Origin of the sequence: Brachybacterium vulturis, assembly GCF_002407185.1 — a bacterium.
Lineage (GTDB): Bacteria > Actinomycetota > Actinomycetes > Actinomycetales > Dermabacteraceae > Brachybacterium > Brachybacterium vulturis.
This window is the reverse complement of sequence record NZ_CP023563.1, coordinates 496,763-510,110: the sequence shown is the minus strand read 5'-3', so window position 1 is coordinate 510,110 and position 13,348 is coordinate 496,763. Positions and strand designations below refer to the sequence as shown.

9 protein-coding genes are annotated in these 13,348 nt (G+C 70.8%); 8 read left to right on the top strand and 1 reads right to left on the bottom strand.

Going from position 1 to position 13,348, the window contains the following annotated elements; genetic code table 11:
• The first annotated feature begins 34 nt into the window (after positions 1 to 34).
• From CFK38_RS02225 to CFK38_RS02200, 6 genes are read left to right on the top strand one after another with little or no spacing between them, the layout of a single operon-like run.
• Complete coding sequence (locus tag CFK38_RS02225; protein ID WP_420835786.1) at positions 35 to 1,057, top strand: ABC transporter permease; 1,023 nt, start codon at positions 35 to 37, stop codon at positions 1,055 to 1,057.
• A complete protein-coding gene (locus CFK38_RS02220) occupies positions 1,054 to 1,986 on the top strand; it encodes an ABC transporter permease (RefSeq protein ID WP_096801610.1) in 933 nt (310 codons plus the stop codon). Before CFK38_RS02225 ends, CFK38_RS02220 begins: the two co-directional genes overlap by 4 nt.
• A 4-nt stretch (positions 1,987 to 1,990) precedes the next feature.
• Positions 1,991 to 4,111 carry an ABC transporter ATP-binding protein gene (locus tag CFK38_RS02215; protein ID WP_096801609.1) on the top strand — a complete coding sequence of 707 codons (2,121 nt, stop codon included), beginning with the start codon at positions 1,991 to 1,993 and terminating at the stop codon, positions 4,109 to 4,111.
• Positions 4,108 to 5,103, top strand: a complete 996-nt coding sequence (locus tag CFK38_RS02210) for an ROK family protein (protein WP_157773318.1) — start codon at positions 4,108 to 4,110, stop codon at positions 5,101 to 5,103. Before CFK38_RS02215 ends, CFK38_RS02210 begins: the two co-directional genes overlap by 4 nt.
• A gap of 5 nt (positions 5,104 to 5,108) precedes the next feature.
• Entirely contained in the window at positions 5,109 to 6,569 is a 1,461-nt protein-coding gene (locus CFK38_RS02205) for a sulfatase-like hydrolase/transferase (protein ID WP_157773317.1), read from the top strand.
• Positions 6,566 to 7,903 carry an alpha-L-fucosidase gene (locus CFK38_RS02200; RefSeq protein WP_096801606.1) on the top strand — a complete coding sequence of 446 codons (1,338 nt, stop codon included), beginning with the start codon at positions 6,566 to 6,568 and terminating at the stop codon, positions 7,901 to 7,903. Before CFK38_RS02205 ends, CFK38_RS02200 begins: the two co-directional genes overlap by 4 nt.
• A 23-nt stretch (positions 7,904 to 7,926) precedes the next feature.
• Here CFK38_RS02200 and CFK38_RS02195 read toward each other — a convergent pair whose 3' ends face one another.
• On the bottom strand, positions 7,927 to 8,679 hold the full coding sequence (locus tag CFK38_RS02195; RefSeq protein ID WP_096801605.1) for a TSUP family transporter: 753 nt from the start codon (positions 8,677 to 8,679) through the stop codon (positions 7,927 to 7,929).
• Between the two features lie 256 nt (positions 8,680 to 8,935).
• Between CFK38_RS02195 and CFK38_RS02190 the strand changes: the two genes are divergently transcribed.
• On the top strand, positions 8,936 to 9,769 hold the full coding sequence (locus CFK38_RS02190; protein WP_096801604.1) for an aldo/keto reductase: 834 nt from the start codon (positions 8,936 to 8,938) through the stop codon (positions 9,767 to 9,769).
• 261 nt (positions 9,770 to 10,030) lie between these two features.
• Positions 10,031 to 13,267 (top strand): endo-alpha-N-acetylgalactosaminidase family protein, encoded by a 3,237-nt coding sequence (locus CFK38_RS02185; protein WP_096801603.1) that lies wholly within the window; start codon positions 10,031 to 10,033, stop codon positions 13,265 to 13,267.
• Positions 13,268 to 13,348 lie beyond the last annotated feature (81 nt).

Here is a 13,348-nt window from a genome sequence, read left to right as displayed (position 1 = left end):
GTGACCGTGCCGCAGCCCGCCCCCTGCCCTCCCGATGATCGGCCGTGACGACCGGTCGTCGACACGACCAGCGATACGGAAAGGAAGAGCACAGCCGATGTGGCAGTACGTCCTTCGCAGGTGTGGTCAGGCGGTCGTGGTCGTCATCCTGGTCACCTTCCTCACCTTCCTCCTCCTGCACAATCTCCCCGGCGGGGCCGCCCGGAGCGCGCTCGGTCTCGGCGCCACCCAGGCCCAGATCGCCGCCTACAACGAACAGATGGGCTACAACGAACCGTTCATCACCCAGTACGTGCTGTACCTGTCGCGTCTGGTGTCGGGCGATCTCGGCTTCTCCTTCCAGATGAATCAGCCGGTCGCCGAGCTCATCGTCCAGCGGCTCCCCAAGACGGTGCTGCTCTCCGTCCTCGCGGCGGCGGTCGCCCTGGTCATCGCGGTGCCGCTCGGCGCGCTGCAGGCCACGCGCCGAGGAAAGCTGCCCGACTACCTCGTCACCTGGGTGGCGCTGCTCGCGTACGCGACGCCGCTGTTCTTCTCCGGGATGCTGCTGATCGTCCTGTTCTCCCAGACGATCCCGATCCTGCCACCGCAGGCACCGCAGGGATTCGGGGTGCGGGACATCCTCTCGGACTGGCAGGGCCTGATCCTTCCGGTGGGCACGCTCGCCATCGCGACGCTCGCCGCCTACACGCGGTACGTGCGCTCCACGATGATCGACAACCTGCAGGAGAACTACATCCGCACCGCGCGGGCGAAGGGGCTGCCGGGATCCCGGGTCGTCATCCGCCATGCGCTGCGCAACAGCCTGTTCCCCGTGATCTCCCTGCTCGGCATGTACATCCCCGTGCTCTTCTCCGGTGCGCTCGTCGTCGAGCAGCTCTTCAACTATCCGGGCATGGGCCTGATGTTCTGGCAGGCGACCCAGACCCGTGACTTCCCGATCCTGCTGGCGACGACCACCATCGTCGCGATCGCCACCGTGCTGGGGTCGCTGCTGGCCGATATCGCCTATGCCGTCGCCGATCCCCGAGTACGTCTCAGCGGAGGTGGAGAATGACCAGTCCCATCGCTCCTTCGGACCCGGGCCCGGAGGCTCACGAGCCTCCGCCCGCGCCTCACCTCAGACGGCGACGCCGCAGCAGCCTCGGACGCCAGGGCGTCGAGGTGTTCGTCGAGAACCGTCTCGCCGTCGTCGGCCTCCTGCTCATCGTCGGGCTGGTGAGCTTCAGCTTCCTGGGCCCGCTCCTGCACCAGACCGACCAGGTGCACACCGATCTCGCCAACGCCTATGTCGCTCCCGGCATCGCCGGGTACATCCTGGGATCCGATGGTGTCGGGTACGACCAGCTGGGCCGCCTCATGCTCGGTGGGCAGACCTCGCTGATCGTCGGCCTCTCCGCCGGGCTGCTGGCCACGGCCATCGGCACCGTCTGGGGAGCGACCGCCGGATTCGTGGGCGGCTGGGTCGATGCCGTGATGATGCGCGTCGTCGACTCGCTGATGTCCATCCCGGCCCTGTTCCTCTTCATGCTCATCGCCACGATCGTCACCCCCACGGTCCCGATCCTGGTGCTGATCATCGCCGCCTTCGCCTGGCTCAACCCCGCACGCATGGTGCGGGGGGACGCCATCGCACTGCGGTCCAGGGACTTCATCGTCGCCATGCGCGGCATGGGCGGAGGTCCTGCACGGGCCGTGCGCAAGCACATCGTGCGCAACGCCATCGGGACGGTGATCGTCAACGCGACCTTCCAGATCGCCGACGCGATCCTGTACGTCGCCTACCTGTCGTTCCTGGGGCTCGGGGTGCCGCCGCCGGCCGCCAACTGGGGCGGCATGCTCTCCTCCGGCCTCTCGGAGATCTATTCGGAGCACTGGTGGCTGATCTATCCGCCGGGCATCCTCATCATCGTGCTGGTCCTCGCGTTCAACTTCGTGGGGGACGGCCTGCGCGACGCGTTCGAAGTCCGACTGAGGAAGAGGTGACGACATGAAGCAGGACACGCACCACGAGCACCGCGCCGGGAGCGCCGACGCCGCCAGGCCGCTGCTGCAGATCTCCGACCTCCACGTGTCGATCCCCCAGCGCAAGGGAACGGTCACCCCGCTGCGCGGGGTCGACCTCACCCTCGAGGCCGGACGGACGATCGGCATCGTCGGGGAGTCGGGCAGCGGCAAGACCATGACGTCCCTGGCGATCATGGGACTGCTGCCGGGGAACGGACGCGTCACCTCGGGGACCATCGAGTTCGACGGCACCGATCTGGCGGCGGTCGACGAGGACCGGGCGCGCCGCCGCCGCGGCAGCGACATCGGGATGATCTTCCAGGACCCGATGACCTCGCTGAACCCGACGATGACGATAGGCGAGCAGGTCAGCGAAGGAGCGCGCGTCCATGAGCGGCTGTCGAAGCGGGCGGCGCACGCTCGCGCGGTCGAGATCCTCGACCGGGTCGGCATGCCGCGACCGCAGAGCATCGCGCGCGACTACCCCCATCAGCTGTCCGGAGGCATGCGCCAGCGCGCAATGATCGCGATGGCGCTGGTCAACCACCCCAAGCTCCTCATCGCCGACGAGCCGACGACGGCTCTGGACGTGACCACCCAGCGCCAGATCCTCGATCTCATCGAGGACATCCAGGAGGAGTTCGGCTCGGCGGCGATCCTCGTGACCCACGATCTCGGGGTCGTGGCCGGTCGTGCCGACGATGTGGCGGTCATGTACGCAGGCCGCGTGGTGGAGCAGGCCCCGGCCAGAACGCTGTTCGAGGAACCCGCCCATCAGTACACCCGCGCATTGCTGGCGGCCCTCCCGGAGCGCGCCGTCCAGGGCAGCGGGCGGCTCTACGCGATCCCGGGGATGCCGCCGAACCTGGGCGACCAGATCGAGGGCTGCCCGTTCGCACCGCGGTGCCACGGTGTCCAGGACGACTGCCTGACCGGGACCGTCCAGCCGGTGGTCATCGGCGACGGGCACGTCGCCGCCTGCCTCCACCCCGGGGGTGAGGAGATCGGCGGCACCGCGGACGGGACTCCCGCCGAGGTCGCGCCCACCGGGGACGGCCCCGGCGAGAGGGCGTCGGCCGATGGCGCCGATCAGGACGTGCTCGAGGTCTCGGGCGCGACCAAGGAGTACCCGGCGCTCGGCGGATCGATCGTGCGCCGGAAGGTGGGGACGATCAGCGCGGTGAGCGATGTCAGCTTCACCGTGCGCCCCGGGGAGACGTTCGGTCTGGTCGGGGAGTCCGGATGCGGGAAGTCGACGCTGGGACGCCTGGTGGCGATGCTGGAGACGCCGACGTCGGGGTCCCTGCGCCTGGAGGGGTCCGACATCACCGGGCTGAAGGGTCGAGAAGCACGCACTGCGCACCGACGGATCCAGATGATGTTCCAGGACTCGACCGCCGCGATGGACCCGCGGATGAGGATCGACGAGATCCTCACCGAGCCCCTGGACATCCAGAAGGTGGGCTCCGCCGGCTCCCGCGCCGACCTGGTCGAGGACCTCGTGAGCGACGTCGGGCTGGCCGATGACGCACTGGAGCGCTACCCCCACGAGTTCTCCGGTGGACAGCTGCAGCGCGTGGGCCTGGCCCGCTCGCTCGCGCTGGAACCGCGCTTGGTGGTCTGCGACGAGCCCGTCAGCGCCCTGGACGTCTCCGTGCAGGCCCAGGTGCTGAACCTGATGAAGGACGTGCAGGCCGAGCATGCCCTGGCCTACCTCTTCATCAGCCATGACCTCTCGGTGGTCAGCTACATGTCGGACCGCATCGGGGTGATGTACCTCGGTCACATGGTCGAGCAGGGACCGGCCGAGGAGATCAGCGCCCGGCCCCGACACCCCTACACCCGGGTGCTCATCGACGCCGTCCCCACGGTCGACCAGCAGGAGGACCGTGAGCGCCTGTTCGTGGAGGGCGAGCTGCCGAGTGCCGCCGACCCGCCCTCCGGGTGCCGCTTCCGGACCCGGTGCCCCTTCGCCCAGGAGATCTGCGCGACCGCCCCGCCCGTCCACGAGTTCGGCACCGAGGACGACTCCCACACCGTCGCATGCCACTTCCCGCTGCCGGCGGACGGCTCGTTGCCGGTCCGTGCCGGGGCCGCGAGGTGAGCGCCGAGAGCGTCGTCGGGGTCGACATCGGGGGCACGTCGGTCACCGCAGACCTGGTGACCCGCGAGGGCGAGCTGATCGCGACGCTCAGCCGCCGCACCGGTCACGGCGAGGTCGCGGTGGAGACCGTCCGCTCCCTCCTCGCCGAGACGGTGGAGACAGCGGCATCCCTGGAGAGCGAGCTGCGCGGCATCGGAGTGATCTCCCCCGGCCATGTCGAGGAGGAGACGGGTCTGGTGCGCTTCGCCTCGAACCTGGGCTGGAACGACATGCCCCTGGCGGACACCCTGCGCCGGATCCCCGGGATCGCCGAGGTGCCGCTCGCAGTGGGCCACGACGTGCGATGGGCCGGTATCGCGGAGGGAGCCTTCGGCGCGGCCCGGGGCGTCCGCGACTATGCCGTGCTGTCGATCGGCACCGGGATCGCAGCCTGTCTGGTCGTGGACGGTGCCGTGCTCGCCGGCGCGACGGGCAGCGCGGGGGAGGTCGGACACGCCACCGCAGTACCCGGCGGCGATGAGTGCGCGTGCGGCCGGATCGGCTGCTTGGACGCCTACGCCTCCGGAGCCGGGCTGCTCCGACGCTACGCGAGGCGGAGCGGGCGCACGGACGTCGAGTCCGTCGCCGAGCTGCTCGCCGTGCTCGGCGAGGATCGCCATGCCCGCGCCGTCTGGGACGAGGCGATCGATGCCCTCGCCGCCGGCCTGTGCACCATGATCATGACGACGGACCCCGCCATGGTGAGCCTGGTGGGCGGGGTCTCGCAGGCAGGGGAGACGCTGACCTCGCCGCTGACCGGACGGCTGGCCGCCGAGCTCGGCTGGAAGTCCGTGCCGCCGCTGGTGGTCAGCCCGCTGCAGGCGATCCCGGGACGCGCCGGTGCCGTGCTGCTGGGGATGCGCAGCGCCGGGAGGAGCCGGGAGGCGACCGCGTGGTCCACGGAGTCCGTCGCCGGGTGGGCGCACGCCCCCGTCCTCGAGCGGACTCCATGACCCCCGTGAGCGCTCCCACGGGGGACGCGGACCTGCCGGACATCGTCGTCATCCTCGCCGACGACCTGGGCCACGCCGATCTGTCGTGCTACGGCGCGACCGCCTTCAGCACACCCGCCCTCGACGCGCTGGCGGCACGGGGGCTCCGCTTCACCGATGCCCACGCGGCCTCAGCGGTCTGCACACCGAGCCGGTACGCGCTGCTCACCGGTCGTCACCCCTGGCGGTCCCCGCTGCGCTCCGCAGTCCTCGGCGGGACCGATGGCGCCCTGATCGCCGAGGACGTCCCGACCCTCGCCGGCACGCTGCGCGAGCGCGGCTACCTGACGGCGGCCATCGGCAAATGGCATCTCGGGCTCGACTGGCAGCTGCGGGACGGGACCCGGCGACGGATCGCTCCCGAGGCGGGCTTCCGACCGTCCATGGAGGCCGACGGCTGGGACGTCGACTTCACGGAGCCGTTCGAGAACGGTCCCCTGGAGCGGGGCTTCGACCATTTCGTCGGGATCTCCGGGTCGCTGGACATGCCGCCGTACTGCATCCTGTCCGGCGACCGTGCGGAGACCGTCCCCACCGAGGAGAAGACACCGCGGGTCACCTCCCAGCGCCCCGGGCCGGCCGCTCCGGGATGGGTGGACGCGGATGTCGATCCGCGCTTCGCCCGGGAGGCCGTCGACTGGCTGCGGCGGACCACCCCGGTCGGTCCGCAGGACCCGCCGCGCTTCCTGTACCTGGCCACCGCCGCTCCGCATCGGCCGTGCCTTCCGCCCGAGGAGCATCGCGGACGCTCCGGAATCGGGCCGCGAGCGGACGCGATCCTGATGATCGACGACATCGTCGATCGCGTGGAGGCGGCGCTCGAGAACTCCTCGCGACCGTGTCTGGTCGTCTTCGCCTCGGACAACGGCGCCCCGACCTGCTACCCGGAGGACGGCGCGCTCGAGGACCACCTGCCCAACGGTGCGCTGCGCGGGCAGAAGGCGGACGTCTACGACGGCGGGCACCGGGTGCCGCTCATCGTCAGCGGGGACGGTCTGCCGGCGCGCGTCGACGAGCGACTGGTGAGCCTGCTGGACCTGTTCCCGAGCCTGCTCGCGCACGTGGAGGCGATCGCGGAGGCCCAGCGGGCACCCCGCCGCCCCGGGGAGCGGGCAGTGCTGGACCTCGACGGTGCCGCGGACCTGCTGCGTCCCTCCTCCGGCCCGTCCCGTGTGGTGGGTGCGACCGCCTTCGACGGCTCCCTCGTGCTCATGCGGGAGAAGGAGACAGCCTGCTTCTCGACGGGATCCGGCGGGTTCAGCGAGCCCGTCGGCGTCCCCACCCGCACCGACGGCGAGGAGGGGCAGTTCTACGACCGTGCCGCTGATCCGCGGCAGAGCACCGACCTCTGGGAGGCCGCGGGCGCCCGTCGCCGCGAGATGGTCGCCCAGTTCATCGACGAGACGGGATATGGAGATCTCCCATGATCAGCTTCGACGACCGCCACGGGCCGGATGATGCCGCCCCCGCCACCGCCTACCCCGACCTCGCCGTCCCGGACTGGTACCGCGACGCGAAGCTGGGGATCTTCGTGCACTGGGGCCTGTACTCGGTCCCCGCCTGGGCGGACGTGCTGGATCGCAGCGATGTCACCGCCGAGAACGCCTACGCCCGCCACCAGTACGCCGAGTGGTACGCCAACACCGTGCGCCTGGACGGTCCCACCAGGCAGCGGCATGAGCAGCGCTTCGGCGTGGGTCATTCCTACGAGGACTTCGCCGATGACTGGCATCCCGCCGCGGGAAGCGCCGAGGGGATCGTCGACCTCGCGGTGCGCGCCGGGGCCCGCTACCTCGTCCCCACCACCAAGCACCACGACGGCTTCTGCCTCTGGGGCTCGGCGACCACGCCCTTCACCGCGGCCCGGCGCGGACCGGGCCGTGACCTGATCGCCGAGTTCGCCGCCGCCGTGCGGGAGGCGGGGCTGCGGCTGGGGCTCTACTACTCCGGTGCGCACGACTGGCATGTCTCCGACTTCCCGCCGCTGACCTCGAACGATGAGCTGTTCGCGCTGCGTCGCAACGATCCCGCCTTCGCCGAGCTCGCCGCCGCCCAGCTGCGCGAGCTGATCGACCGCTTCGGACCGGACCTGCTGTGGAACGACATCGACTGGCCCGATGCCGGCAAGTACGACGGCCGCGACGCGCTGCAGCAGCTGTTCCGCGAGCACCTCGCCGCGGTGCCGGACGGCATGGTCAACGACCGCTGGGGCGTGCCCGTCCACGGCGTGCTCACCCGCGAGTACCAGGACATCGACGCCGTCCAGGATCAGGTCTTCGAATCCACGCGCGGGCTGGGGCTCTCGTTCGGATTCAACGCCGACGAATCCGCCGAGCATGCGCTGGACGGCGCGGAGCTGATCCGGCTGCTGGTGGACGTCGTCTCCAAGAACGGGAACCTGCTGATCAACATCGGACCCCGTGCCGACGGGTCGATCCCGCCGCTGCAGGCCACCGCCCTCGAGCAGCTGGGGGAGTGGCTCGGTGCGCACGGCGCGACGATCTACGGCACCCGGCCCTGGTTCCACGAGGCGGTCGCGACGCCGCCCGAGGGGGTGCGCTTCACCCTCGGGGAGACGGCTGAGGGGCAGCGGGCGCTGCACGTGCTGCTGCTGGACCCCTCGGCCGGGCCGGTGGAGCTGGCTCCGCGGGTCTCCGCAGCCGTGCGCGAGATCGCGCAGGTACCCGGCGAGGGTCAGGTCGTGCTGGGGCCGGAGCCGGGGGCGCGGACGGTCGCCGTGGTCACGCTGCCGCTGCGGTGACGGGCGGCCGGCGCGGGCCGAGCTCAGCTCAGCAGCAGCCGCAGACCGGTCCACAGCGACAGCAGGGCGCCGACGAAGCCGAGCACGATCACCAGGCGATGGATGCCGCTCTCGCGCAGCCGCTTCTGCACCAGCTCCCCGAGGCCGACGGCGACCACCACGGCCGCGAGCATCGCGCCCCACACCCACCACGGCAGCTCGGGCAGCTGGCCGTCGTCCCACGCCCATTTCGTGCCGAAGGAGACCCAGGAGACCAGGATCCACAGCGGCTGCAGCGTCGCGACCATGGGCAGCGCCGGCCACCGCGAGAGCACTGCGTAGACGGTCGCGGCCGGGCCGCCGACGCCGCCGAGCACGGTGCCCAGCCCGATCCCGACCCCCGTCGCGACCTGCGCGGATCGTCCGTCCACCGTGGTGTCCACGCGGGCCAGCGCCACCGAGATCACCAGGCTCAGCAGCACCAGCGTGGCCACCACCAGGTACAGCGGAGCGGGTGGTGAGATCGTGGAGAGCCAGGCCGCGCCGGGCATCACCGCGATCGCGGGCAGCCCCAGCCAGAGCACCTTGCGCCATTCGATCTGCGACCAGATCCGCGGCAGCATCACGATGGGCATGAGCCCGCCCAGGAAGTTCGCCAGCATGATGCCCTCGTGCGCACCGATCAGCACCACGGCGTACGGGGCGAAGACGATGCCCAGGCCCATCCCGGCGACCCGCTGGATGACCGCACAGACCAGCACCAGGGCGATGAGGGCGAGGGTCAGGGTGAGGGTCACGGAGCATGCTCGATTCGGGACGGAGTTCTGTGCACGGATCGGGCCACGCGAGCGCGGGTGCTCCGGGCCGACGGTGCGGGGGCATCCGTGCGGTGCCTCGGCCACCGTATCGGGCCGTGCAGAGGCTCGGACCCGCGGTCCATCGAGCAGCGTGCACGCACGTCGGCAGCGGGACCTACCGAGCGGACGAGGTCTGTCGAGCAACGGCGCACGGTCGTACCGTGGACGGGTCGACAGCTACCGAGGAGGTACTCGCATGACCACTGTTCCCGCTCTGCCCTTCCACGACGGCGCATCGGTCCCCCAGCTCGGCTACGGCGTCTGGCAGGTCGAGGACGAGGTCGCCGAGGACGTCGTCGTCCAGGCGATCCGGGCCGGGTACCGGCACATCGACACCGCCGCCGGCTACCAGAACGAGGGCGGCGTGGGCCGCGCCGTGAAGGACGCCGGCGTCCCGCGCGAGGACCTGTTCATCACCACCAAGCTCGCCAACGGCGACCAGGGCTTCGACGCCGCGAAGCAGGCGCTGGAGACCTCGCTCGCCGAGCTCGCCACGGACTACGTGGACCTCTACCTCATCCATTGGGCGAGCCCTCAGCGCGGGACGTACCTCGAGTCCTGGAAGGCGCTGATCGAGCTGCAGAAGGAGGGGAAGACGAGGTCGATCGGCGTCTCGAACTTCCCGATCGCGCAGCTCGAGGAGATCATCGCCGAGACCGGGGTGCTGCCGGTGATGCACCAGATCGAGCTGCATCCCGACTTCCAGCAGCGGGAGCTGCGCGACCACCACGCGGACCAGGGCATCCTCACCGAGGCCTGGTCCCCGCTCGGCCAGGGCGGGGACATCCTGCGCCACCCCGTGATCACCGAGATCGCCGAGGCGCACGGGGCCGACGCCGGCCAGGTGATCATCGCCTGGCACCTCGCGATCGGCAACGTCGTGATCCCGAAGACCGTCACGCCCGAGCGGATCGTCTCGAACTTCGCCGCTGCCGACCTCCAGCTCACGGACGAGGAGATCGAGAAGATCAACGGTCTGGACCGCGCCGACGGCCGGATCGGCCCGGACCCCGCGGATCCCGGGTTCTGAGAGACCAGGACGACAGACGAGGGCTCGCGGCCGCACGGCAGCCGCGGGCCCTCTTCTCCGTGCGCGAGCTCTCCACCGAGCACCCGTGCGGTCGGGCGACGCGCCGGGTCGTCTCCGGCGGTGGCCCCCACGGTGTGAGGTAGGGTCCACAGCGGTACGTGTCAATCGTTTCACACTCCTGCGCCGCACCGTGGCGCGGCAGTGGACGGCGCCGATGCTGATCGGCGCCCGGACAGAACACCGCAGCACAGAGGAGTGCACATGGACCGCAGGATGTTCCTTCTGACCTCGGGAGTCGCCGCAGGCGTCACGGCCCTGGCGGGGCCGCAGGCCGCGCTGGCCGCCCCGGACGGGGCCGAACCGGGCCCGATCATCGCCGAGGCGCCCGAGGACGCGCTCGTCATCACCGACGGCACCTTGCAGGTGCGCCTGCACCCGGAGTTCCCGCAGGTCGTGGACTACCGGCTGGACGGGGCGCAGCTCGCCGGCCGGCTCGGCGACGCGCACAGGAGCGTGATCGTCGACGAGGTCGAGCGCGATGTCGAGGTCTCCGCCCCGGAGCTCACCGACGACTCGAGCGCCACCTATCACCTGAGCATCCCGGACCTGCCCGGCGTCGAGTTCGACGCCGTCCTCTCGGTCGAGGACGGCGTGTTCACCTGGCGGCTCACCGAGATCGCCGACCCCGACGGCCACATGCACCGCCTCCGCGTGCCCCGCCTCGACCTCACCACGGTCGACGGCGGGCAGTCCGGAGCACAGGTGGTCGCGGCGAACCTGTCCGTCGACCGCGACAGGAGCGGCGACACCTTCTTTGACCTGGCCTCCCAGGAGGAGGATGTCACCGCCCTGACGCACGTCGCGCTGATCGTGGGCTCCGAGCTCGCCGCGGGCTTCGAGACCAACGCCGTGGAGGACAACACCGCCGGCGGCGAGACCGCCGAGCGCGTGAGGACCGACAACTCCCGGTACATCGTCACCGTCGCCACGGAGGAGCGGGCCACCATCGGCACCGTGTCCCCGGGGACGTTCGTGGTGCGCGGCTCGACCGCCGAGCTGGGCCTGGGGCCGGACGAGGACCCCTACGTGAAGGTGCGCCCGGTCGCCGACATCAACGACGACGGCGCCGTGACCTGGCAGGACGCCGCGATCGCGGCCCGCGACATCGCCGAGCCGGTCACCGGCTCCGAGAGCGTGCCGCAGGAGGTGATCAAGAGGATCCCCTTCAACATCGTCTCCCAGGCCACGCACCCCTTCCTCCGCACCCTGGACGACACCAAGCGGATCGCGCTCGCCACCGACGGGCTCGGGCAGTCCGTCATGCTCAAGGGCTATCAGGCCGAGGGGCACGATTCGGCGCACCCGGACTACGCCGGTCACTACAACCACCGTGCCGGCGGCAAGACGGACCTGACGACCCTGGTCACCGAGGGCGAGACGTGGAACGCGACCTTCGGCGTCCACGTCAACGCCACCGAGGCCTATTCCGAGGCCCACGCGTTCAGCGAGGACCTGCTGCGCGATCCGATCCAGCCCGGGTGGGGCTGGATGAACCAGGCGTACATGATCGACGGGCCGAAGGACCTGGGCACCGCCGAGGTGCTGCGGCGCTTCCAGGAGTTCCGCGACGAGATCTCCGAGAACCTCTCCTTCCTCTACGTGGATGTGTACTATCCCAGCGGCTGGGAGGGGCAGCGCCTCTCCCGGGAGCTCGAGAAGCAGGGATGGGCGATCTCCACCGAGTGGGCGAACAAGATGCCCCGCAGCTCGCTCTGGTCGCACTGGGCGGCCGACGAGAACTACGGCGGCTCCTCGAACAAGGGCCTCAATTCGCAGGTCATCCGGTTCATCGACAACTCCCGCAAGGACGTGTGGAACCCGGACCCGCTGCTGTCGAACGCGAACGTGCAGGAGTTCGAGGGCTGGACGGGCCACCAGGACGCGAACGCCTTCTTCGCGACCGTGTGGGCCCGCAACGTGCCCACCAAGTTCCTGCAGCGCTCGCCGATCGTCTCCTGGTCGGCGGCCGGCGAGCAGGGTCCCGGGCGGATCGTGCTCGCCGACGGGACCGAGGTCATCTCCGACGTCGAGTCCGTCGGCGGCGAGGAGATCCCCACCGACCGCACCATCACCACGGACGGCGCGACCGTGTACGAGGGCGGGAAGTACCTGCTGCCCTGGGCGGACGGGTCCGAGAAGCTGTACCACTGGAACCCCGACGGCGGCAGCTCCACCTGGACGCTGACCGACGCGTGGTCGGACCACCGCTCGCTGACCATGTTCCGTCTCACCGACTCCGGGCGGACCGACGAGGTCACGGTGCCCGTCCGCGGCGGTGAGGTGACGCTCGAGGCGAAGGCCGGCAGCGCCTACGTCCTCTTCCCCCCGCAGGGCGTGCCGGAGCAGGCGGATCCCCGGTGGGGCTTCGGCACCCCCGTGGCCGATCCCGGGTTCTTCTCGGGCACGCTGGATGCCTGGAAGGCCAAGGGCGAGGTCTCCGTGGAGACCGACGAGCACCTGAACCGCCAGGTGCTGTTCGGCGACGGGAGGTCGTTCATCGAGCAGAAGCTGCGCGATCCCGCACGCGCGCACCGGCACCTGCCCGCCGGCACCTGGTCCGCCTGGGCCTGGGTCGAGATCGATCCGAGGAGCACACGGGAGGTGACGGTCTCCGCGACCGGGCCCCATGTGGAGGCGCTCGGCTTCCAGGCGGCGGTGAAGCGCGGGGTCGCGACGACGGTCACCGCCTCCACGGTCATCAACGCCACCGCGTCGGACACCAAGCACGGCCGGCACTTCCAGCGGGTGCGCGTGACGTTCACCAGCGACGGCACCCCGGTCACCTTCCGCGTCGAGGCGGGCGAGGGTGAGGCCGAGGTGCGGGTCGACGACGTGCGGGTGGTCCCCTTCACCGCGCCCGTGGATCCGGAGCCGACGGCGGAGACCGTCCTGTTCGAGGATTTCGAGAACGTCGACATCGGCTATTGGCCGTTCGTCACCGGTGCGGGCAACAGCGGAGGCGATGCCCGCACGCAGCTCGCCGAGCGCCACCAGCCGTTCTCGCAGGCCGGCTGGTACGGGGTGAACCAGGAGGGTGAGGCCGTCGAGGGCGGCAAGCTGACCGACAACGTGCTGCGCGGGACGTGGTCGCTCATGTGCAACGAGGAGCGCGTCGGGCTGGTCCTCAGCACCACCGGGTCCTCGCTCCCCCTCACGCCGGGGCACCGCTACCGCCTGACCCTCGACCATCAGACGGCCTTCGCCGACACCTACCAGCTGGTGGTGGGGGAGGACACGGTGGGCGATCCCGTCGCCTCGACGAGGGTGGGCGCCAAGCCCTTCCCGCAGGCGCGGGCGACCGAGCGGATCAGCCTCGAGTTCACCGCCTCCGAGAAGGCCGACACCACGTGGATCGGCGTCGAGAAGCTCGGAGGCGGGCGCCAGGCGAACCTCACCATCGACGACCTGCGCCTCGAGGACCTGGGAACCGTCGACTGATCGTTCCCGGCATCGGCCCGCGGGCCGGGGCGGGCGTCCTCTGCGCCCGTCTCGGCCCGCGTCGCTCGCCGAAGCCGGGGC

Excerpts from the sequence above, each read along its gene's own strand:
- CFK38_RS02225 (WP_420835786.1), top strand. The coding sequence starts at position 35 with ATGATCGGCCGTGACGACCGGTCGTCGACACGACCAGCGATACGGAAA.
- CFK38_RS02220 (WP_096801610.1), top strand. The coding sequence starts at position 1,054 with ATGACCAGTCCCATCGCTCCTTCGGACCCGGGCCCGGAGGCTCACGAG.
- CFK38_RS02215 (WP_096801609.1), top strand. The coding sequence starts at position 1,991 with ATGAAGCAGGACACGCACCACGAGCACCGCGCCGGGAGCGCCGACGCC.
- CFK38_RS02200 (WP_096801606.1), top strand. The coding sequence starts at position 6,566 with ATGATCAGCTTCGACGACCGCCACGGGCCGGATGATGCCGCCCCCGCC.
- CFK38_RS02190 (WP_096801604.1), top strand. The coding sequence starts at position 8,936 with ATGACCACTGTTCCCGCTCTGCCCTTCCACGACGGCGCATCGGTCCCC.
- CFK38_RS02185 (WP_096801603.1), top strand. The coding sequence starts at position 10,031 with ATGGACCGCAGGATGTTCCTTCTGACCTCGGGAGTCGCCGCAGGCGTC.